Origin of the sequence: Noviluteimonas caseinilytica (genome assembly GCF_018406605.1) — a bacterium.
Classification (GTDB): domain Bacteria; phylum Pseudomonadota; class Gammaproteobacteria; order Xanthomonadales; family Xanthomonadaceae; genus Noviluteimonas; species Noviluteimonas caseinilytica.
This window is the reverse complement of the sequence record NZ_AP024545.1, coordinates 1,188,675-1,208,437: the sequence shown is the minus strand read 5'-3', so window position 1 is coordinate 1,208,437 and position 19,763 is coordinate 1,188,675. Positions and strand designations below refer to the sequence as shown.

General features: G+C 69.8%; 20 protein-coding genes. 13 read left to right on the top strand and 7 right to left on the bottom strand.

Annotated features, from left to right (window positions below):
• Positions 1–4: 4 nt before the first annotated feature.
• Genes LYSCAS_RS05950 through LYSCAS_RS05925 form a run of 6 tightly spaced genes read left to right on the top strand, consistent with a single transcriptional unit; the run spans position 5 to position 6,613 of the window.
• Complete coding sequence (locus tag LYSCAS_RS05950) at positions 5–685, top strand: RDD family protein (RefSeq protein ID WP_213436661.1); 681 nt, start codon at positions 5–7, stop codon at positions 683–685.
• Positions 682–1,674: a stage II sporulation protein M gene (locus tag LYSCAS_RS05945; protein ID WP_213436660.1), complete on the top strand. Its 993-nt coding sequence runs from the start codon at positions 682–684 to the stop codon at positions 1,672–1,674. Before LYSCAS_RS05950 ends, LYSCAS_RS05945 begins: the two co-directional genes overlap by 4 nt.
• A complete protein-coding gene (locus LYSCAS_RS05940; protein WP_213436658.1) occupies positions 1,664–3,211 on the top strand; it encodes a DUF4129 domain-containing protein in 1,548 nt (515 codons plus the stop codon). The genes LYSCAS_RS05945 and LYSCAS_RS05940 overlap by 11 nt, the downstream gene beginning before the upstream one ends.
• Complete coding sequence (locus LYSCAS_RS05935) at positions 3,208–4,329, top strand: DUF4350 domain-containing protein (RefSeq protein WP_213436656.1); 1,122 nt, start codon at positions 3,208–3,210, stop codon at positions 4,327–4,329. The genes LYSCAS_RS05940 and LYSCAS_RS05935 overlap by 4 nt, the downstream gene beginning before the upstream one ends.
• Positions 4,326–5,315 carry an AAA family ATPase gene (locus LYSCAS_RS05930; RefSeq protein ID WP_213436654.1) on the top strand — a complete coding sequence of 330 codons (990 nt, stop codon included), beginning with the start codon at positions 4,326–4,328 and terminating at the stop codon, positions 5,313–5,315. The genes LYSCAS_RS05935 and LYSCAS_RS05930 overlap by 4 nt, the downstream gene beginning before the upstream one ends.
• Complete coding sequence (locus tag LYSCAS_RS05925; protein WP_213436647.1) at positions 5,312–6,613, top strand: DUF58 domain-containing protein; 1,302 nt, start codon at positions 5,312–5,314, stop codon at positions 6,611–6,613. Before LYSCAS_RS05930 ends, LYSCAS_RS05925 begins: the two co-directional genes overlap by 4 nt.
• A gap of 6 nt (positions 6,614–6,619) precedes the next feature.
• Here LYSCAS_RS05925 and aroE read toward each other — a convergent pair whose 3' ends face one another.
• Complete coding sequence (aroE, locus tag LYSCAS_RS05920) at positions 6,620–7,465, bottom strand: shikimate dehydrogenase (RefSeq protein ID WP_213436645.1); 846 nt, start codon at positions 7,463–7,465, stop codon at positions 6,620–6,622.
• A gap of 49 nt (positions 7,466–7,514) precedes the next feature.
• On the opposite strand from aroE, the gene LYSCAS_RS05915 reads away from it, so the two are divergent.
• Positions 7,515–8,405: a TolB-like translocation protein gene (locus LYSCAS_RS05915; protein WP_213436643.1), complete on the top strand. Its 891-nt coding sequence runs from the start codon at positions 7,515–7,517 to the stop codon at positions 8,403–8,405.
• Between the two features lie 15 nt (positions 8,406–8,420).
• Here the strand turns inward: LYSCAS_RS05915 and hemB are convergent, their stop codons facing one another.
• From hemB to LYSCAS_RS05885, 6 genes are all read right to left on the bottom strand, one after another.
• The gene (gene hemB, locus LYSCAS_RS05910) at positions 8,421–9,416 is read right to left on the bottom strand and encodes a porphobilinogen synthase (RefSeq protein ID WP_213436641.1); all 996 of its coding nucleotides are present in this window, start codon (positions 9,414–9,416) and stop codon (positions 8,421–8,423) included.
• A gap of 77 nt (positions 9,417–9,493) precedes the next feature.
• A complete protein-coding gene (locus tag LYSCAS_RS05905; RefSeq protein ID WP_213436639.1) occupies positions 9,494–11,068 on the bottom strand; it encodes a PA domain-containing protein in 1,575 nt (524 codons plus the stop codon).
• Positions 11,061–11,396, bottom strand: coding sequence for a hypothetical protein (locus tag LYSCAS_RS05900; protein ID WP_213436637.1), 336 nt, complete (start codon positions 11,394–11,396; stop codon positions 11,061–11,063). Before LYSCAS_RS05900 ends, LYSCAS_RS05905 begins: the two co-directional genes overlap by 8 nt.
• A gap of 327 nt (positions 11,397–11,723) precedes the next feature.
• Positions 11,724–11,972, bottom strand: coding sequence for a hypothetical protein (locus tag LYSCAS_RS05895; RefSeq protein ID WP_213436635.1), 249 nt, complete (start codon positions 11,970–11,972; stop codon positions 11,724–11,726).
• Positions 11,973–11,993: 21 nt separating this feature from the next.
• Positions 11,994–12,992, bottom strand: a complete 999-nt coding sequence (locus tag LYSCAS_RS05890; RefSeq protein ID WP_213436633.1) for a chorismate transformation enzyme, FkbO/Hyg5 family — start codon at positions 12,990–12,992, stop codon at positions 11,994–11,996.
• The gene (locus tag LYSCAS_RS05885) at positions 12,989–14,374 is read right to left on the bottom strand and encodes an NAD(P)/FAD-dependent oxidoreductase (RefSeq protein ID WP_213436631.1); all 1,386 of its coding nucleotides are present in this window, start codon (positions 14,372–14,374) and stop codon (positions 12,989–12,991) included. Before LYSCAS_RS05885 ends, LYSCAS_RS05890 begins: the two co-directional genes overlap by 4 nt.
• A 124-nt stretch (positions 14,375–14,498) precedes the next feature.
• On the opposite strand from LYSCAS_RS05885, the gene LYSCAS_RS05880 reads away from it, so the two are divergent.
• From LYSCAS_RS05880 to LYSCAS_RS05855, 6 genes are all read left to right on the top strand, one after another.
• Positions 14,499–14,768 (top strand): phosphopantetheine-binding protein, encoded by a 270-nt coding sequence (locus LYSCAS_RS05880; RefSeq protein WP_213436629.1) that lies wholly within the window; start codon positions 14,499–14,501, stop codon positions 14,766–14,768.
• 10 nt (positions 14,769–14,778) lie between these two features.
• Positions 14,779–15,471: a COG4648 family protein gene (locus LYSCAS_RS05875; RefSeq protein WP_213436628.1), complete on the top strand. Its 693-nt coding sequence runs from the start codon at positions 14,779–14,781 to the stop codon at positions 15,469–15,471.
• A 91-nt stretch (positions 15,472–15,562) separates the two neighbouring features.
• Positions 15,563–15,838, top strand: coding sequence for a hypothetical protein (locus LYSCAS_RS05870; RefSeq protein WP_213436626.1), 276 nt, complete (start codon positions 15,563–15,565; stop codon positions 15,836–15,838).
• On the top strand, positions 15,835–16,839 hold the full coding sequence (locus LYSCAS_RS05865) for an LpxL/LpxP family acyltransferase (protein WP_213436624.1): 1,005 nt from the start codon (positions 15,835–15,837) through the stop codon (positions 16,837–16,839). Before LYSCAS_RS05870 ends, LYSCAS_RS05865 begins: the two co-directional genes overlap by 4 nt.
• Positions 16,745–17,401, top strand: coding sequence for a LolA-related protein (locus LYSCAS_RS05860; protein WP_407075161.1), 657 nt, complete (start codon positions 16,745–16,747; stop codon positions 17,399–17,401). Before LYSCAS_RS05865 ends, LYSCAS_RS05860 begins: the two co-directional genes overlap by 95 nt.
• Entirely contained in the window at positions 17,398–19,758 is a 2,361-nt protein-coding gene (locus LYSCAS_RS05855; RefSeq protein WP_213436622.1) for an MMPL family transporter, read from the top strand. Before LYSCAS_RS05860 ends, LYSCAS_RS05855 begins: the two co-directional genes overlap by 4 nt.
• The last annotated feature ends 5 nt before the right edge of the window (positions 19,759–19,763 follow it).

The window sequence follows — 19,763 nt, the reverse complement described above, 5'->3', positions numbered from 1 at the left end:
GCAGATGCTCGACTCGGTACGCGAAGTCCACACCCCCGAAGGCGTCGCCCTGCGACTGCCCGCCGCGGGGCCCGTGCCGCGCGCGATCGCGTGGGGCATCGATTTCGCCATCCGCCTCGGCCTGGTCATCGCCGCCGGTTCGCTGCTTTCGTTCCTCGAGATGGCCGGCTACGGCGTCTACCTGGTCGTGCTGTTCGGCATCGCATGGGCCTATCCGGTGGTCTGCGAAGGCCTGTTCAACGGCCAGACGCCCGGCAAGCGCGTGATGGAACTGCGCGTCGTCGCGCAGGACGGCGGCCCGATCGGCTGGGTGGCCGCGTTCGCGCGCAACCTGCTGCGCACCGTGGACATGCTGCCGTTCGGATACGCAACGGGCCTGGTGACGAGCCTCGCCGATCCGTGGGGACGGCGCCTGGGCGACATCGTGGCGCGCACGCTCGTCGTGCACGTCGCACGCGAGCGCAAGCGTCCGCCGCTGGCCGAGGCGCCTCCGCACGGCGTGGGCATCGTGCTGCGTCCCGCCGAACAAGCCGCGGTCATCGCCTTCGCCGAACGCGCGCCCACGCTCACGCCGGAGCGCCAGGCCGAACTCGCCGACCTGGTGGAACCGATGACGCAGGCGCGGGGTGCGGAAGGCGTGGAGCGCCTGTTCGGCCTCGCCAACTGGCTGCTGGGGCGCCGATGAGGCAGGCCCAGTTCATCGCCCGCCACGCGGCGGAATGGGACGCGCTGGAAGCCTGGCTCGACAAGCGCGCCGGACATCCCGGCCGCGCGCGCGCCGATGCCACGTGGCAGGGGCTATCGGACGCGGACATGCCCGCGCGCTACCGGCGCGTGTGCCAGCACCTCGGCCTCGCGCGCCGCCGCGGTTACAGCCCTGCGGTGGTGGACCGCCTGCAGGTGCTGATGGAACGCGGGCACACGGCGCTGTACCGCCCGCCACCGTTGCCGTGGCGCCGCGCGCTGCGCTTCTTCCTCGCGGACTTCCCGCGGCTGGTGCGCGCCGACCCGGTGTGCCTGTGGCTGTCGACGGCGTTGTTCGTCGTGCCCGCGGTGGCGATGTACATCGCGGTGACGTGGCATCCCGAACTCGTGCACACGCTGCTGTCGCCGATGGAAGTGGCGCAATTCGAGCGGATGTACGACCCGGGCAACGTCGACGTCGGACGCACCAGCGGCACCGACGTCGCGATGTTCGGCCTCTACATCTTCAACAACATCAGCATCGCCTTCCGCACGTTCGCCGCGGGGTTGCTGGCCGGCGTGGGCACGGCGTTCGTGCTGCTGTTCAACGGCGTCTACGGCGGCGCGGTCGCCGGGCACCTGCACGGCGTGGGTTTCGACGGACCCCTCTGGCGCTTCGTCGTCGGGCATTCGGCGTTCGAACTCACCGGCGTCGTGATCGCCGGTGCCGCGGGCCTGCGCCTGGGCGTGGACCTGCTGGCGCCCGGCCAGCGGCGTCGCGTCGACGCGTTGATCGAAGCCGGGCGCCGCGGTGCGCTGCTCAGCGTGGGCGTGCTCGGCATGTTGCTGGTCGCCGCGTTCGTCGAGGCGTTCTGGTCGTCGATCGGCACGCGCGATCCGATCATCACGTTCACCGTCGGTGCGGTGCTGTGGACCGGCGTGCTGACGTGGCTCGCGCGCGGCGGCAAGGGAGCGACCGATGCGCCTTGACCAGGTCCGCATCGTGCTGCGCCCGCGTTCGTCCTGGGAAGCGGTGGAGCTGGGCATGGCGCTCGTGCGCCGCCACTTCCGCGCGATCCTGCGGCCCTGGTGCCTGGTCACGCTGCCCGTGTTCGCCGTGGTCAACGCGCTCGGCTGGTGGCTGGACCTGCTGGCGTACGCACCGCTCGTGCTGTGGTGGCTCAAGCCGGTATTCGATCGCGTGCCGTTGTTCGTGCTCTCGCGCGCGGTATTCGGCGATGCGCCCGACACGCGTGCCACGTTGGCGGCGCAACGCACGTGGGGATGGCGCGCGATGGTCCAGCACCTGACGTGGCGCCGCCTGTCACCGTTGCGCGCGCTGTACCTGCCGGTGGATTTGCTCGAAGGCGCGGACAGCGGCAGTGCGCGTCGTCGCGTGGTCGGCGGATCCGCGCGCGGCGTGGCGACCGTGGTGACGCTGGTGTGCGCGAACTTCGAATTCGCCCTGCTGATGGGCGTGCTGTGGCTGGTGCCGTTGTTCGCACCGCCCGACCGGTTCAGCGATGCGCTGGGCTTGCTGTCGTGGTTGATGCGCGACCCGCCAACCTGGGCGCACCTGGGGTTCAATGCGCTGTACTGGGGCGCGATGAGCGTGATGGAACCGTTCTACGTCGGCGCCGGCTTCGGCTTGTACCTCAACCGGCGCACGGACCTGGAAGCCTGGGACGTGGAGCTGGTGTTCCGCCGCCTGCGCGAACGCCTCGGTGGCGCCGCGATGGTACTGCTGCTCGTCGTGGGCGGCACGCTGGCGATCGCACCGCCCGCGCGCGCGGACACCACGGTGCCCGACAAGGCCGTCGTGAAGCCGAAGCAGGAAAAGGAAGAGGAGAAGGAGGGCCCTCCCACGTTGCCGCGGTTGTTCGGCGAAGGGCGTGCGTCGGAAGCCCCGTTCCGCAAGGCCGTCAAGGAAGCGCTCGACGACCCGGATTACCGCCGCAAGGAAACGCGCAAGGAATGGGTGCGGCGCGACAAGCCGAAGCCCGGCACCGTCGAGTACGAAGAATCGCCGGCCCTGCGCGCGATCTCGGACTTCTTCGGCATGCTCGCCGAATCCGCGCTGTGGTTGCTGGTGGTGCTGGTGCTGCTGTTGCTGCTGGTCTCGCGCAAGCGCTGGCTGCCGTGGTTGCAGGACATGAAACCCGCCACGTCCACCGATTCCGGCATCGACGTCGCACCGCTCGTCCACGCAGCACGCCTGCCCGACGACATCCCCACCGCCGCGCGCGCGCTCTGGCGCGAAGGCCGCGTGCGGGCCGCGCTCGCGTTGCTGTATCGCGCCAGCGTGGCGGCGATGGTGGCGCGCACCGGTGCGCGCCTCGTGCCCGGCGCCACCGAGGCAGAATGCCTGCGCGCCGCGCGCGCGCTGCAGGACAACGAGGATCGCGACGCCTTCAACGCCGTCGTGCGCACGTGGCAATACGCCGCGTACGCCGATCGCCTGCCGGAGGAAGCCACGTTCGAAGCGCAACTGGCGCGCATGGCCGAGCGGTTCGGGTGGTCGCGATGAACAAGCGCACGACCGGGTTCGCCGCACTCGTCGCGCTGGTACTCATCGTTGCCATCGGCATGTGGTGGACGGCAACGTTCGAACGCCGGCCGGTCGACCACTGGTTGCCGCCGAAGGGCGAAGCCGCAACCAATCCGCTGTACTTGCTGAAGGTCGCGTTGCAGCACGACGGCCAGCGCGTGGATGCGCGCAGCCGGCTGGCGCTCGACAAGCATCCGCTCGGCGCGCATGACACCGTGGTGCTGCTGGCCAATCCGAACACGCTGTCGCAACGCGAGGTCGCGCGCCTGTTGGCCTTCGTGCAAAGCGGCGGACACCTGCTGACGCCCCTGGCGTGGGGGACTCGCGCGAGGGCCGGTCGCAACGTGCCGCTGTTGGGGGCGCTGGGCGTCAGGCCGAAACTGGACACCTTCGGGTGTGTCTCCTACTGGCCGCAAGAGCACGCGCACTCGAACCGCACCTTGTGCGGCCGCCGCTTCGAACTCGTCGCACCGCCGGTGCTTGGATGGCATGACGACAAGGAACCCGGGTATGCGTTCGCCCGCATCGCCTACGGCGCGGGCACGGTGGACGTCGTGACGGACGCGGATTTCCTCGACAACGCCGGCATCAACGGCGTGTTCAACGCCGGGTTCACGCGCCAGCTGCTCGCGCCGAACTATGGCAAGGGCACGTTCCATCTCGTCTATGCGTCCGACATGCCGCCTTTGTGGCGCCTGCTGCTCGACAACGCGTGGCGCGTCCTCGTGCCGCTCGCCTTGTTGCTCGTTGGCTGGTTGTGGATGCGCGCGCAACGCCTCGGGCCGCGCCTGCCGTCGGCGCCCGAAGATCGCCGTGCCCTGCTCGAACACGTGCAGGCCAGCGGCGAACACCTGTATCGCTACGGCCGCGGCGCCGTGCTGCACGACGCCTTGCGCCGCCACGTGCTCGCGCGCCTGCGCCGTCGCGATCCCGTCGCCGCCGCGCTCGAAGGCGACGACCAGGTCGCCGCGATCGCCGCACGCACCGGCCTGGCGCCCGAAGACATCGCGGCTGCACTGCTGACGCCCCGAACCCTCGACGCCGCGGATTTCCGCGCCCGCATTTCCCGCCTGATCGCCTTGAGAAACCGCCTATGAACGACATCGTCCTTCCCCCGGCCCCGATCTCGGGCGAAGTCCTCATCGCGCGCGCCGCCGCCGTGCGCGATGCCGTCGCGCGCGCCTTCATCGGCCAGGACGACGTGCTGGACCAGGTCATCGTGGCGCTGCTCGCCAGCGGCCACGTATTGCTGGAAGGCGTGCCCGGCCTCGGCAAGACGTTGCTGGTGCGCGCACTCGCGCAGGCCCTGGGCTGCGCGCATGCACGCGTGCAGTTCACGCCCGACCTGATGCCCAGCGACATCAGCGGCCACGCCGTGTACGACCCGAAGACCGAACGGTTCCAGGTGCGCCGCGGCCCGGTGTTCACCAACCTGCTGCTCGCCGACGAGATCAACCGCGCACCGGCGAAGACGCAGTCCGCGCTGCTCGAAGCGATGCAGGAACAGCAGGTGACGATCGAAGGCCAGAGCTTCCCGCTCGCGCCGCCCTTCATGACGCTGGCGACGCAGAACCCGCTGGAACTCGAAGGCACCTACCCGTTGCCCGAAGCGCAGCTGGATCGCTTCCTGCTCAAGGTGCTGATCGGCTATCCCTCGTTCGAGGACGAAACGCGGATGGTCGCGTCGGTGAGCGACGGGCGCATGGCGTCGGACTTCGACCTGTCGCAGGTGCCGCAGGTGCTCGGGCAGGATGAAATCATCGGCCTGCAGCTGGGCACCGCCGCGGTGCGCGTGGATGCGTCCGTGATCGACTACGCCGTGCGTATCGTCGGGGCCACGCGCACGTGGCCCGGCATCGCGCTCGGCGCGGGACCGCGCGGCAGCATCGCGCTGGTGCGCACCGCACGCGCGCAGGCGGTGCTGGCCGGGCGCGATTTCGTCACGCCCGACGACGTGCGCGACATCGCCAAGCCTGCGCTGCGCCATCGCATCGCACTCGCGCCCGAACTGCAGATCGAAGGACAGGCGACCGACGACGTCCTGCACGCGCTGCTCGCCAAGGTGGACGCGCCCCGCCAATGAGACCGGCCCCGCCGCTGCTGGCGTGCCTGTTCGCGTGGGCGGCGATCGGCCTGCTCGCGAGCCTCGAGTTCGTGCCTGCGTCGACGTGGACGTGGTCCGGCATCGCGCTCGCGGCGGCGGCGTTGCTCGATGGCGTGCGGCTGTGGCGCGCGGCGCCGCCCGACGTGTCGCGCATCGTGCCGGAGGCGTTCCCGATCGGCGTCGAACGCGACATCGGCCTGCGCATCGAAGCCGGTGCACGCGCGTTGCGCGCCGACGTGCACGACCTGCATCCCGAAGGCTGGTCGTGCACCGGGTTGCCGCGCACGCTGCATGTGGCCGCCGGGACCAGCGCACGGTTCGACTACCGGTTGCGCCCCGAAGCGCGCGGCGACTTCGCGTTCGACGGCGTGCACGTGCGCCTGGCCTCGCCGTGGCGCCTGTGGCACCGCGCGCGCGTGCTCGGTGCGCCGCAGTCCGTGCGCGTGTATCCCAACTTCGCACCGCTCGCGCGGCTGGCGCTGCTCAGCGCGGACCAGGCCTCGCGCCTGGTGGGCGCGCACGTGAAGCGCCGCCGCGGCGAAGGCACCGACTTCCACCAGATGCGCGACTACCGCGTCGGCGACAGCCTGCGCCAGGTGGACTGGAAGGCGACCTCGCGCATGCGTCGCCTGATCTCGCGCGAATACCAGGACGAACGCAACCAGCAACTGCTCGTGGTGATCGACACCGGTCGCCGCATGCTTGCGCGCGACGGTGCGCTGACGCACTTCGATCGCGTGCTCGATGCCGCGCTCGTGGTGTCGTACCTCGCGTTGCGGCAGGGCGATGCGGTCGGCCTGCTCGCGACGGGCGGCGATCCATGCTGGGTCGCCCCGCAACGCGGCCTGGGCGCGATCGATACGCTGTTGCGCGCGACCTACGACCTGCAACCGCGCCCCGTCGCCACCGATTACCTCGCCGCCGCGACGGAACTGGCCACGCGCCAGGCGCGCCGCAGCCTGGTGATGCTGGTGACCAACCTGCGCGACGAAGACATCGACGACGTGCTGGCCGCGGTGCGCATGCTGCAGCGACGCCACCAGGTGGTCGTGGCCAGCCTGCGCGAGGACGCGGTGGATGCGGCGCTGGAAGCCGATGCCCCGGACCTGGCCTCGGCGTTGCGCACGTCCGCGGCCGCGCAATACCTCGAACAACGCGCCGCCGCGCACGATGCGTTGCGCCGGCATCGCGTGCAGGTGGTGGACGTGACGTGCGCGGAATTGCCGGCCGCGCTGGTGGAGCGCTACTTGGCGATCAAGCGCGACGGTTCGCTCTGACGCAGGTCAGTCCGCGGTCACCAGCGCATCGTGGTTCGAATTGAGCATCGCGTAGACCGCGTCGGTTTCCGGCCGCACGCCGTGCCAGCGCGCGAAGCTTTCCGCGGCCTGTTCGACCAGCATGCCCAGCCCGTCGACGACATCGTGGCACCCCGCCGCGCGCGCCCAGGCGAGGAACGGGATCGCCGCCTCGCCGTAGTTGAGGTCCACCGCGGCGCACCGCCGGCCGACGATCGCGCGCGGCATCGCCGGCACGTGGCTGCCGTCGCGCGCAGCAGAGGTGGCATTGAGGATCAGGTCGAATTCGCCGAGCGCCTGTAAATCGCCCAGGTAGCGCGGATGCACGCGGTCCGGTTCGGCCAGGGCATCGGCGAGCTGGTCGGTGCGTTCGGGCGTGCGATTGACGATGAACAAGTCGCCGATCCCTGCGTCGAGCAACGCGGGCGCAACCCCGCGTGCCGCACCACCCGCGCCGATCAGCAAGGTGCGGCGGGCGCGCAGGTCGAGTGCGTGGCGTTCGGTGAGATCGCGGACCAGGCCCACGCCATCGGTGTTGTCGCCGTGCCACGTATCGCCGTTGCGCACGAGCGTGTTGACGGCGCCGGCGCGGCGCGCGCGTTCGGTGAGGTCGTCGCACAGCGTGAACGCCGCTTGCTTGAGCGGCAGCGTGACATTCGCGCCGGCGCCGCCGGATGCGACGAAATCCATCAGCGCATGCGTGAACTGGCCGGGCTCCACGTCGATCGCGCGGTAGTCGATGGGGATCGACGTCTGCCGCCCGAAGGCCGCATGGATCCGCGGCGAGAGCGAGTGCGCAACCGGATGCCCGAACACCGCGTAATGCCTGCTCATCGCCGTCTCCCTTAGACTGCGCCGCATCCTGCGACGCAAGGTATTGCCGATGGAACGTCCGTGGACCTGGTGCGCGGCCACTTTACTCCTGGCCACCGGCAGCGCCGGGGCCCTGGCTGAATTTGGCATCGAAGGCATGCATGCCGTGTCGACGCCCGCCAACGAAATCCGCGCGTCGGTCAGCCCGGACGGTACGCACATCGCCTGGGGCAGCCCCGACCGCACGGGCGGCCCCGGCGGATGGGATATCTGGATCGCGCGCCGCGACGGCGGCCGCTGGGTGGATCCGCAGCCGGCCACGTTCGACGGGCCCGCGAAGGACTTCGACCCGCTGTTCTCCGCCGATGGCCGCTGGCTGTATTTCTTTTCCAACCGACCCGGCGGGCGCGGCGGCGACGATCTGTATCGCGTGCCCGTCCATCCCGACGGGACGTTCGGCGACGTGGAATCGCTGGGCGCGGGCGTCAACTCCGCGGGCGACGAGTGGGCGCCCACGCCGAGCCGCGATGGCCAGCACCTGTTGTTCGCGAGCAATGGCTTCGGCGGCGCGGGGCGGCACGACTTGTTCGTCGCGCACTGGAACGGCAAGGCCTTCGTCGATCCGCGCCCGGTGCCCGGCGTGAATACCGCCGCCGATGATTTCGACGCCGCATGGCTCGACGATGGCCGCACGCTCGTCTTCGCGCGCTCGACCAACGTGGACGACGCGCCGATCCAGTTGTTCGTTGCGCGCTGCGACGGCACGACGTATGCGAACGCCGCGCCGCTCGCGTTGTCGTTCAATGCCACGGATTCGTGGACGCTCGGCCCGGCGATCGATTGGAACAAGCCGGGCGAACTGCTGGTCAGCGGTGCGGCGAAGGCGCCGCATGCAGGCAAGCTCGACATCTACCGCCTGCGCGCTCCCGCGGCCGGCGGCAAGGATGGGTGCGTGCGCTGAGGCGCACGCCGCCGGTTACGGGTTCGCTTCGCGCAGCCAGCGCGCCGCATCGAGCGCGAAATACGTCAGCACGCCGTCGGCGCCCGCGCGCTTGATCGACGTCAGCGCTTCCAGCACGCAGCCGCGCTCGTCGAGCCAGCCGTTGCCGATCGCCGCCTTCAACATCGCGTACTCGCCGCTCACCTGGTAGACGAACGTGGGCGCACCGAATTCGTCCTTCACGCGTCGCACGATGTCCAGGTACGGCAGGCCGGGCTTGACCATGATCATGTCCGCGCCTTCGTCGAGGTCGAGCGCGACTTCGCGCAGCGCTTCGTCGGCGTTGGCCGGATCCATCTGGTAGGTGAACTTGTTGCCCTTGCCGAGCGCGCCGGCCGAGCCCACCGCATCGCGGAACGGGCCGTAGAAACTCGATGCGTACTTCGCGCTGTAGGCGAGGATGCGCGTGTGCACGTGGCCCTCGAGCTCGAGCGCGCCGCGGATCTCGCCGATGCGTCCGTCCATCATGTCCGACGGTGCGACGACATCCGCGCCCGCGCGCGCATGCGACAGCGCCTGCTTCACGAGCGCTTCGACCGTGTCGTCGTTGACGACGTAACCGCTGTCGTCGACCAGGCCGTCCTGGCCGTGCGAGGTGTAGGGATCGAGGGCGACGTCGGTGATGACGCCAAGCTCCGGGAAGCGCTGCTTCAACGCACGCACGGCGCGCTGCACCAGGCCGTCGTCGGCCCATGCGGCTTCGGCCGTCAACGATTTCGCTTCGGGCGCGGTCACCGGGAACAGCGCGAGCGCCGGCACGCGCAGCTCGCTCGCCGTCTCGGCCACGCGCAGCAGTTCCTCGATCGACACGCGTTCGACGCCCGGCATCGAGCCCACCGCGGCGCGGCCGGCGAGTTCGTGCACGAAGACCGGATAGATCAGGTCGTTGGCGGTGAGGACGTGCTCGCGCATCAGGCGGCGCGAGAACTCGTCGCGGCGCATGCGCCGTGGGCGGACGTAGGGGTAGGTCATGGGCGCGGATTCTACGCCCGGCCAACGAAAACGGCGCCCCGGGGGGCGCCGTTGTGTTGCAACGCTGCGGTGCGGAGTCAGATCTTGGAGTTCTTCACGATCTTCGCGGCGCACTGCATCATCTTGCCGCCCTGCTTGCCCGTGATCAGGCCCGCCGCGACCATCTGGTCCTTGTACTGCGACATGCGGTTCTGGTACGTCGCCTTGTCCGGCGAGGTCGCCGCGATCAGGTTGCTGGTCGCCTGCACGTTGGCACCGATGATGATGCCGGCATCGTTGATGATCTTGATCGAGGTATCGCACCCCGCGATCACCGCGTTGCCGGTGTTGAGGTGCCAGCCGGTGTCCTTCAGCAGGTTCGCCGTGATGTCGATGTTCAACGCCGCGTTGAGCGAATCGTTGATCGCCGGCTCCATCAGCGTGTTCGGCGCCGTCGCGGTGTCGTAATGCGAACCGGACGAACCGCTCTGCACCGGGTTGGGCATGAACAGGCGCGGGTGGCCCGCGTTGTCCGCACCTTGCAGCTTCGACGGATCGACGACCAGCCCGACCTGCACGCCGGTCGCGCCCTTGATCAGCGCACCGTCGGGTTGCGTGACGCTGATGGTCGGGATGGTCAGCGTCGGATCGGCGCCGCCGAGGCCCGGGGCCGGGCTGCCCGCGGTGTTGTTGGCCACGATCAGGCCCGTCGCACCGGCGGCCTGCGCGTTCGCCGCCTTGACGACGAAACCGCACGTGCCGCGATCGACGATCACGATGTTGCCGGCGACGGCGCCCGCGTTGGTCAGCGGCGCGCAACCATCGGCCGGCAGGCCGTTGACCACGTTGCCGTTGAAGTTGGCCGGCGTCACCGGCGCGCCGAAGCTCGCGGTGCCGTAGTTGTATTCACCGGCGATCGACGACGGCGCGGTGACGCGGAACGCGGTGCGCGGATCGAGGATCAGCCCGGCGCCGAACGTGGCGCTGGGGCCGTTGAACACGACGTTGCCGTAGTTGATGCCCGACAGGCGACGCTCGTTCACCGTCATCTGCGTCCACAGCTTGCCGGTGCTGTTGTCGAGGGTGAAGGTGGAATAGATGTCGGGGATGTCGGCGAGGAAGCGGCCGGTGCCTTCGTTCTCGAAGTTCTGGAAGCCCAGGCCATGGCCGAACTCGTGCATCACCACGTCGAGGAAGCTGATCTGCCCGGCCGGCGTGTTGCCGTCGAGGCCGTAGTAGAACGCGAAGTCCGACGAGAACTGCGAGTTGATGTCGGTGAAGCCCGGATCCAGGTCGCTGCCGTGCAACGCATCGGCGAGCGCGCCGCTGTACAGCGTGCCGGGAACGGGGAGGCCGGTTTCATCGAAGAACACGTTCGCCGCGCCGGCCTGGCCAAGCACGTTGGCGCCGAGCGGATTGAACTGCGCGCCGACGTAGATCGGCACGTTGCTGACGAGCACCGAACCCCAGAGGTCCGCGGCGAACTGCGCGACGATCTGGCGCTGCTGGCCGACGGTGGTGCCGGGGTTGCCCGCGACGGGCGCGGCCGGGGTCGGATCGTTGTAGCCCTCGTTGGCGCCGTCGAAGTTGACGGGGATGACGTCGGCGGCGCTGGCGATGCCGGCGAGCGCGACGCCGATCGCGACGGTGAGGGCAAGCAGGGACTTATTCATTGGGCAGGCCCTCCGACTTGGTGGCGGGCGCGGTGCCATCGCTTTCGACCATGCGCAGCGAGCCGTCGGCCTGCTTCTGCACGCTCAGCGTGTTCCACAACTCGGTCGGGACGCTGATCGCCTTGCCGCCGCTCGGCGTCTGGCGGAGCGTGCCGTTGGCCTGCGCCATCGTGCGCGGCGCGACGACGTTGAAGTTCTTGTGGTTCTGCGCCACGGCCTTGGCCGCGGCCTGCTTGTCGGCGTCCGTCATCGGCTTCGCCGCCTGCGCGGTCATCGCGCCGCTGGCCAGCGTGATGCCGGCCAGGATCAAAAGTGCCTTGCCCTTCATGTGTCAGAACCCCTTTCTTTGTCGCGACAGACTCTGCGTCCGCCGGAATGGTCGGCGGCCAAGAAATCACGTTGGTGGGCCCGGCCGTGCTGTCGCGGAAATCGGCGGGTCGGGGCCGATCATGCGTGTGACGCAGATCACACTTCATGCCGCAGTGCAGCAGTAACCGGCGGTACGTTTTGGCTGCGGCGAGGACCGGCGCGGCTCGCAGCGCGCGCCTCACGCAGCCCTAACGAAAGAAACCCGACGGGTGGTCGGGTTTCGGGGCCAAACGGCACGGTTCGTGCATCGAGTTCAGATCGATGACCGATTCATGTGATGACTGGTTCAGATGATTCCGCCGCCCAGGTGCAGGCGGAACACGGCGACCACGATGACGATGCCGTTCAACACCAGGCCCGCCTTCGCACGTCCGCGGTTGCCCGGCGACGTGATCGCGATGCCGATCGCCCCGATGATCGCGCCGACCGCGGCGAACGGGATGAGGAACCAGTTGCCCCAGCCGAGCAACGGCAACAGGGCGAGCACCATCCACAGCATCGACACCACGCCCCACAGCAGACTGATCAGGCCCATCGCATTACTCCAGGAGAGGGTTCAGAGGATGCCGTCGATTTCGACGCGCAGCTCGCGGCGGCACACGGCCGCATGCAGCAGCACGCGCGGAACGGACGGGTCGAGGTGCGTGGCGAGCGTCCGTGCCACCAGCGGCATCGCATCGGCGTCGCGCACGTAGACCTTCAGGCGCGAGGCGGCGCCGAAGCGCGCGGGCAACGTGGGGCGCAGCGTGCGCGCGGCGTCGATGAGGCTGTCGAAGTTGGCGAAGGTTTCCGCCAGCTGCGATTCGACGCAATCGTGGTGCTTCGATTCGTGGCCCACCACGCTCGCGGTGCCGGAGAGCAGCAGCGGCATGTCGTCGGACGGCGGCAGCATCGCGCGCGCGAAACTCGGCGATTGCGGACCGTAGCGGCGCGGATAGCGATACGCGCTCACCTGGCGCGGATTCTCGACCGGCGTGCCGGGCGTGCGCGCCGCCAGCCAGTACACCTGCAGCGTGCGCGTGCCGTCTCGGCGACCGATCGCGGTGGCCGCGGGCAGCGTGCCGATGGCGACGTCGCCCAGCCCCGCGGCGCGGCCGATGCAGAAGCGGCGATAGCGCTCGTCGTCGTCGTCGCCCTCGGTGATCGCATCGAGGTAGTTCCAGCTGCGCAGCAGCGACGGGAACCCGCGTGCGGCGACGAACGCCGACAACGTCGCATAGGCCTCCGCGCTCGCGGCTTCCAGGCCGCCGGCGGCTTCCGGGATTTCGATCGCGCCGAAATGCAGCGCATCGTCCTGCGCCCAGCGCACGCCGCCGTCCATGCCGTACGACACCGGACCGCGTGCACGCCAGACTTCCAGCGGCGCCGGCCCGAAGGCCTGCAACGGCACGCGCAGGCAACGCGGATCCGCGTGCGCGGGCATCGCATCGCCGAAACCGATCACCGCCAGCGTGTCGGGACGCGCGAGTTGCGCATCGATCGAAGCGGCGTCGGACTGCGCCACGTAGTCGACGTGGAGCTGCGGCGCGGTCTGCAGGGGACGGACTGCGCTCACGGATTGCCTTGCTGCAGCGTGTCGCCGCTCACCGAAACGCCGACCTGGCGGCGACGGCGCAACCACCCGCGCATCGCCTCGGGCGCCAGTTGCAGCGCGGTGAACGCGTAGATCGCGCGGAAGATGCGCAACCGGCGCAACACCTTGCGGTTGTCGAACACGTCGCCCGCCAGCATCGAGATCACGGCCTGCTCCACCTGCCACACGTTGCGCGGATTGTTGAACAAGTGACGCATGACGGGCGTGGTGAAGCGGTAGATGAACCACTGGAAGTGCTTCAGGCCGCGCTTGAGGCGCCGGGTCATCGCGGCCTGCAGTGCGGCTTCGCGCGCAGGATCCGTCAACGCGCCGTCGACGACCTCGGCCGCCTGCTCGGCGCTGTTCATCCCCAGGTACACGCCCGAGGAGAACACCGGATCCACGAACGCATACGCATCGCCCACCATCACCCAGCCCGGGCCGGTCATGCGCGTGCACGTGTAGGAGTAGTTGCCGGTGACATGCACGGGCGCGACGCGCTGCGCGTCCTTCATGCGGTTCCAGGCGGACGGCTCGGATTCGAGCGTGCGCATCAGGAAGCCTTCGTTGTCGCCGCGGCGGGTCTTGAGGTATTCGGGGAAGCACACCGCGCCGATGCTCATGACATCGCCCTGCAGCGGGATCAGCCACATCCAGCCGTGGTCGAAGCGCTGCACGGTGATGTTGCCCGCGTCCTCGCCCGGCCGGCGTTCGACGCCGGTGAAGTGGCTGAAGATCGCGGCCGACTGGTGCTTCTGGTTCTTCTGCTTCAGCTTGAGCTGCGCACCGACCAGCGTGTCGCGCCCGCTGGCGTCGACGAGGTACTTCATGCGCACGCGCAACGTGGCGCCGCCCGCATCGGTGGCGATCGCTTCGCACGGCCGCCCATCGGCGCCGAACACGATGCGCTCGACCTTCACTTCCTCGCGCGCGTCCACGCCGTTGGCCTTCGCGTGTTCGAACAGCAACTGGTCGAATTCCTCACGCTTGACCTGGAACGCGTAGCCGAACTGCGGATCGATCGCGCGCTCGAAGCGGAAGGTGTTGAAGTTGACGTCGTCGATCGGGAATTCCGCGCCCGGCTTGTGCGTGCCGATCGCGCGCACCTGCTCCAGCACGTCGAGGCGTTGCAGGATCGGCAGGTTCATCGGCAACAGGGATTCGCCGATGTGGAAGCGCGGATGGCGGCCCTTCTCCAGCAGCAGCACCTTCCGGCCGCGGCGGGCCAGGAGGGTGGCGGCGGTGGAACCGGCCGGTCCGCCGCCCACCACGAGGACATCCACATCGAGGGCCGCGACATCGATCGTTGCGGCCGAAGGCGCATTCACATCGGGCGCCGCGGCTTGCGAGTTCTCGTGGGTCATGCGGCTTGCGTGTCGCGGGCGGGTCGGGCCGGCATGATAGCGCGGCGGTTGTGCGGCGCCCGCGCACTGCCAGGGGCGCGCACGCCGCTAGAATGCCCGCCGCCCACCCATGATCGAGAGCCCGATGTCCGACCAGAGCCCCGCCGAACGCGACCTTGCCACGCTCCTCGTCGAGAGCCTCAACCTGGAAGGCGTGGACGCCGCCGGCATCGACCCGGACGCACCGCTGTTCAACGACGGCCTGGGCCTGGATTCGATCGACGCGCTGGAGCTCGCGCTCGCCATCTCCAAGCAGTACGGCTTCCAGCTGCGTTCGGACAACGACGCCAACCGCAAGATCTTCGCCTCGCTGCGCGCGCTCTCGGCGCACGTCGAAGCGAACCGCACGACCTGAGCCCCCGCGCTTGAACGCCCTGCCGCCGGCACGCCTGCTGCTGGCGCTCGCCTATCCCTGGCTCGCGCACGCCGCCAGCGCGCGCCATGACGGCGGGCTTGCGGCCATCGCGCTGGGCGACATCGCCGTGATCCTGTTGCTCGAACCGCTCGCGCACCGGCGCGCGTGGGCGTGGCTGCTGGCCGCGGTGCTGGCGGTGGCGCTGTATTTCTTCGCACGATCCCCGCACGCATTGCTGCCGTTGATGCTGGTGCCGGTGGCGATCGTCGCGCTGGTGTCGTGGACGTTCGGGCGCACCTTGCGCCTGGGCCGCGTGCCGCTGATCACCCGCATCGTGTGCGCGATGGACCAGCTCACGCCCGAGGCCCTCGCCCCCGAACTGCGCGTCTACACGCGCAAGCTCACGGCGACGTGGGCCGTGAGCCTGGGAGCGCTGGCGGTGGCCGACCTGGTGCTCGCGCTGTGCGCGGTGCCGGACGGCCTGCTGGCGAGCGCGGGCATCGCGGCGCCCTTCACGCTCGATCGCACGCAGTGGTCGTGGTTCGCCAACGGCGTGAACTACGGGCTCGTCGGCGCGTTGTTCATCGGCGAATACGCGTACCGCGTGCGGCGCTTCCCGGGACGCTATTCGAGTTTCTTCGATTTCCTGCGGCGGATGGCCGCGCTCGGGCCCGCGTTCTGGCGCGATGCGCTGCGGGGCTGAACCGTTGGCGCGGGGTCCCCGCCTCGACGGCCCAGCCGCCGCGCGCGCTGCATAATCGCGCGGTCCGGAAACGCCACCCAAGATCGCCTGCATGCAGTTCGTTGTCCCCTTCGACCATCCCAGCCTGCCCGGCCACTTCCCGGGGCATCCGGTCGTGCCCGGCGTCGTGCTGCTCGACCACGTACTCGCGGCGATCGAAACCACGTACGGCCCGCTCGGCGCGCTGCGCCTGCCGCAGGTGAAGTTCGTGCAACCGCTGTTGCCGGGCGAACGGGCGCAGGTCGAACTGGAAGGCGAGGCGCCGCGCTGGCGCTTCCGCGTGCTGCGTGACGGCGTGCTGCTGGCCTCGGGCGAGGTCGCGGCATGAGCGCGGACTGGAAGACGCGCCCCGAGGGCGGCGGCTGGTTCGCGATCTGGCTGATCCGCACCATCGCGCGCCGTGGCGGGCGTTCGATCGGGCGGCTGTGCCTGTATCCGATCGTGTTGTATTTCCTCGCCACGCGCGGGCCCGAACGCGCCGCGTCGCGCGACTACCTCACGCGCGTGCTCGGTCGCCGGGCCACGCTGCGCGACGTCTGGCGCCATATCCACACGTTTGCCGCGACGATCCTGGATCGCGTCTTCCTGCTCGGCGAACGCCTGCGCCGATTCCGCCTCGAAGTGCACGGCCTGGCCACGCTGCACGAAGCGGTGGACCAGGGCGGCGTGCTGCTGTTCGGCTCGCACCTGGGCAGTTTCGAAGTGATGCGCGTGCTCGCGCGCGAACGGCCCGACATCCAGGTGCGCGTGGTGCTGGACAAGGCGCACAACCCGGCGATGACGCAGTTGCTCGACGCGCTCAATCCGGCCGTCGCCGCGACCGTGATCGATGCGGGCCAGGACGGACCGTCGATCGTGCTCGCGATCCAGCAGGCCATCGCCGAAGGCGCCATCGTCACGCTGCTCGTCGACCGCACGCAGCCGGGCGAGTCGTCGCTGCCCATCGAATTCCTGGGCCAGCCCGCGCGCCTGCCCGCCGCGCCCTGGCTGATCGCCGCGGTGCTGCAGGCCCCGGTGCTGCTCGCCTTCGGCCTGTACCGGGGCGGCAATCGCTACGACATGGTGTTCGAGCCGTTTAGCGGGCCGATCAGGGTCGCGCGGCAGGATCGCGCGGCGGTGCTGGCCGACTTGGCACGCCGATACGCCACGCGGCTGGAGCACCATGCACGCGCCGCTCCGTACAACTGGTTCAACTTCTACGACTTCTGGGAACACCCACGGGATGCCACGCCGGATGAACAACGCGACCCAACGCGCAGCACTCGCGACGATGTTCCTGCTGGCCATGGCGCTGCCGTGCGCAGCGGCCCCGTCGGACGCGTCGCCTGAGCCCGCCGATGCGGGCTGGATCCTCGCGCGCCTGAAGCGGCCTTCGCCCACGCGCACCGACTTCGTCGAACTGCGCGGCTCGCCCCTGTTGAAGGCGCCGCTGCGCATCGAAGGCGAATACAAGCGCCCGACCGACGACACGCTGGTGCGCGAAGTGCACGCGCCGTACGCGGAGACCACGACGATCCGCGGCGGGGAAGTCTCGATCGCGCGCGGCGGCAAGGCGCGGAAGTTCTCGCTCTCTCGCGCGCCGGAACTGCAGGGCCTGCAGGCGAGCTTCGGCGCGATGCTCGCCGGCGACCGCGTGCAACTCGAACGCTTCTATCGCATCGAAGCCAGCGGCACGCGCCAGCAGTGGTCACTGCGGCTGGCACCGAAGGACAAGGCACTCGCGGCGAAAGTGCAGGACATCGTGCTGCTCGGCCGCGGCGCCGAACTGCGCTGCATCGAAACGCGCCCGGTGAAGGGCGACCTGCAGCGCACCTTGCTCGCGGGCGCCGCGCGCAGCGCCACCGGCGTGACCGACGCCGCCGCGCTCGCCAAGTTGTGCCGTCCGCAATGACGGAGCCCGCTGCGGATCCATCGCCGCCGGCCTTGCGCCCGCGCACGCGGCTTGCGCTCGCGTTGTTGTGGCTCGCGTTGCTCGCCGTCGCGGGCTGGTGGATCGCGGGACAGCTCGAGCTCAGCGGCGACCTGCGCCGTTTCATGCCGAGCGCACGCACGCCCGCGCAGAAACTGCTGATCGACGAACTCGGCGAAGGCCCGGGCTCGCGCCTGTTGTTGGTGTCGCTGTCGGGCGCGGATGCGGAAACCCTCGCCGCGCAATCGCGCGCGCTGCATGCGCGCCTCGCGCGCGACCCGAAGTTCGCGCTGGTCGCCAACGGCGAAGGCGGGCTCGAAAGCTTCCCGGAACGCCTGCGTCCGTATCGTTACCTGTTGTCGCCGACGCTCGATGCGCATCGCTTCGACGCCTCCTACCTGCGCGAACAATTGCAGGCGCGCGTCGAAGACCTCGGTTCGCCTGCCGCAGCGCTCATCGAACCGCTGGTCCCGAGCGATCCGACGCTGGAGACCCTGGCGCTTGCCGAAGCGTGGGAACCGGCGAACGCACCGCAACGCCTGCACGGCGTGTGGTTCGACCACGACGGCCGCGAAGCGCTGCTTGCGATCCAGACGCGCGCGGCGGGGTTCGATCCTACCGGGCAGCAGGTGGCCGTCGACACGATCCGCAACGCGTATGCGCAGGCACGCGGCAAGACGCATGGCGCGATCCTGCTGAGCGGCCCGGGCGCGTTCTCGGTCGACATCGGCGGCCGCACGCAGCACGAAGCGGGTTGGATCGGCATGGTCGATTCGATCGGCCTGCTGTTGCTGCTGTTCGTGGCGTACCGCAACTGGAAGATCCCGCTGCTCGGCGCCTTGCCGCTGGCGAGCGCGGGGCTGGCGGGCCTTGGTGCGGTCGCGCTGCTGTTCGAAGGCGTGCATGGCATCACCGTCGCGTTCGGCTTCACGCTGATCGGCGTCGCGCAGGATTACCCGATCCATTTCTTCAGCCACCAGCGCACGGGCGTGGCGCCGTGGGCGAGCGTGCGCGCGTTGTGGCCCACGCTGGCGACGGGCGTGGCATCGACCTGCATCGCGTACCTGACGTTCTTCGTGTCGGGCGTGGAAGGGCTGGAGCAACTCGCGGTGTTTACCATCGCGGGGCTGGCCACGGCCGCGCTCGCGACGCGCTTCCTGTTGCCCGCGCTGGTCGATCCGGACCTGCGCGACCCCGCCGCATCGCCACGCCTCGAAAGCCTGCGCGCCTGGATCGCGCGCGTACCGCAACCGCGTTGGTCGCTGCTGGTCCTCGGCGTCATCGGGATCGCCATCGCCGCCTTCGCGCCGGGCCCGTTCTGGCAGAACGATCTGTCGAAGCTCACGCCGGTGCCAACCGATGCGCTCGCCCGCGATGCGCACCTGCGCACCGAACTCGGCGCGCCCGACGTGCGCTACGTGATCGCGGTACAGGGCAGTGACATCGAATCGGTGCTGCAACGCACGGAGCGCGTCGCGGCACGCCTCGAAACGGCGCGCGCGCAGGGCGGCGTGCTCGATGGCTTCGATCATCCCGCGCGTTACCTGCCGAGCCAGCGCACGCAACGCCAGCGCCAGGCGCGCTTGCCCGATGCGGCCACGCTGCGCAGCACGCTGGATGCCGCGGTCGCGGAATCGCCGTTGCGCGCCGATGTGTTCGAACCGTTCCTCGCCGACGTCGCCGCCGCGCGCAACGCGAAGCCGCTGGTGCCGAAGGATCTCGCCGGCACGCCGTTGCAGGTGCGCGTCGACAGCCTGTTGTTGCAGCGCCCCGACCACGCGACCGCGCTCGTGTCGTTGAACGGCCTGCTGGCACCGGACGCCGTCGCGCGCATCGCGGCCGCGGAAGGCGCGCAATTGCTCGACCTCAAGCAGGCATCGGAATCGTTGGTCGTCGCCTATCGCGAACGCGTGCTGTGGGCGCTCGGCCTGGCGGCGCTGCTGCTTGCTGCGACCGTGTGGATCGCGTTGCGCACGCCGAGCCGCGTGTGGCGCGTGCTCGCGCCGATGGCGCTGAGCACCGTGCTGATCCTGGCCGCATTGCGCGCGGTGGGCGTGGAGCTGACGTTGTTCCACCTCGTCGCGCTGATCCTGGCGGCGGGCCTGGGCCTGGACTACGCGTTGTTCTTCGAGCACGCCGGCGACGATCGCGAGGAGCAGCTGCGCACGCTGCATGCGCTGATCGTCTGCAGCCTCATGACGCTGCTCGTGTTCGCGCTGCTGGCGTGGTCGTCGATCCCGGTGCTGCGCGCCATCGGCACCACGGTGGCGCTGGGCGTGCTGTCCAACTTCGTGCTGGGCCTGCTGATCGCGCGGCATCCGCACAAGGAGCCCGCGTGATCGTC

What these genes read in the sequence shown, in the direction of transcription:
- LYSCAS_RS05950 (WP_213436661.1), top strand. Translation starts at nt 5, where the DNA reads ATGCTCGACTCGGTACGCGAAGTCCACACCCCCGAAGGCGTCGCCCTG.
- LYSCAS_RS05945 (WP_213436660.1), top strand. Translation starts at nt 682, where the DNA reads ATGAGGCAGGCCCAGTTCATCGCCCGCCACGCGGCGGAATGGGACGCG.
- LYSCAS_RS05940 (WP_213436658.1), top strand. Translation starts at nt 1,664, where the DNA reads ATGCGCCTTGACCAGGTCCGCATCGTGCTGCGCCCGCGTTCGTCCTGG.
- LYSCAS_RS05935 (WP_213436656.1), top strand. Translation starts at nt 3,208, where the DNA reads ATGAACAAGCGCACGACCGGGTTCGCCGCACTCGTCGCGCTGGTACTC.
- LYSCAS_RS05930 (WP_213436654.1), top strand. Translation starts at nt 4,326, where the DNA reads ATGAACGACATCGTCCTTCCCCCGGCCCCGATCTCGGGCGAAGTCCTC.
- LYSCAS_RS05925 (WP_213436647.1), top strand. Translation starts at nt 5,312, where the DNA reads ATGAGACCGGCCCCGCCGCTGCTGGCGTGCCTGTTCGCGTGGGCGGCG.
- aroE (WP_213436645.1), bottom strand. Translation starts at nt 7,465, where the DNA reads ATGAGCAGGCATTACGCGGTGTTCGGGCATCCGGTTGCGCACTCGCTC.
- LYSCAS_RS05915 (WP_213436643.1), top strand. Translation starts at nt 7,515, where the DNA reads ATGGAACGTCCGTGGACCTGGTGCGCGGCCACTTTACTCCTGGCCACC.
- hemB (WP_213436641.1), bottom strand. Translation starts at nt 9,416, where the DNA reads ATGACCTACCCCTACGTCCGCCCACGGCGCATGCGCCGCGACGAGTTC.
- LYSCAS_RS05905 (WP_213436639.1), bottom strand. Translation starts at nt 11,068, where the DNA reads ATGAATAAGTCCCTGCTTGCCCTCACCGTCGCGATCGGCGTCGCGCTC.
- LYSCAS_RS05900 (WP_213436637.1), bottom strand. Translation starts at nt 11,396, where the DNA reads ATGAAGGGCAAGGCACTTTTGATCCTGGCCGGCATCACGCTGGCCAGC.
- LYSCAS_RS05895 (WP_213436635.1), bottom strand. Translation starts at nt 11,972, where the DNA reads ATGGGCCTGATCAGTCTGCTGTGGGGCGTGGTGTCGATGCTGTGGATG.
- LYSCAS_RS05885 (WP_213436631.1), bottom strand. Translation starts at nt 14,374, where the DNA reads ATGACCCACGAGAACTCGCAAGCCGCGGCGCCCGATGTGAATGCGCCT.
- LYSCAS_RS05880 (WP_213436629.1), top strand. Translation starts at nt 14,499, where the DNA reads ATGTCCGACCAGAGCCCCGCCGAACGCGACCTTGCCACGCTCCTCGTC.
- LYSCAS_RS05870 (WP_213436626.1), top strand. Translation starts at nt 15,563, where the DNA reads ATGCAGTTCGTTGTCCCCTTCGACCATCCCAGCCTGCCCGGCCACTTC.
- LYSCAS_RS05865 (WP_213436624.1), top strand. Translation starts at nt 15,835, where the DNA reads ATGAGCGCGGACTGGAAGACGCGCCCCGAGGGCGGCGGCTGGTTCGCG.
- LYSCAS_RS05860 (WP_407075161.1), top strand. Translation starts at nt 16,745, where the DNA reads ATGAACAACGCGACCCAACGCGCAGCACTCGCGACGATGTTCCTGCTG.
- LYSCAS_RS05855 (WP_213436622.1), top strand. Translation starts at nt 17,398, where the DNA reads ATGACGGAGCCCGCTGCGGATCCATCGCCGCCGGCCTTGCGCCCGCGC.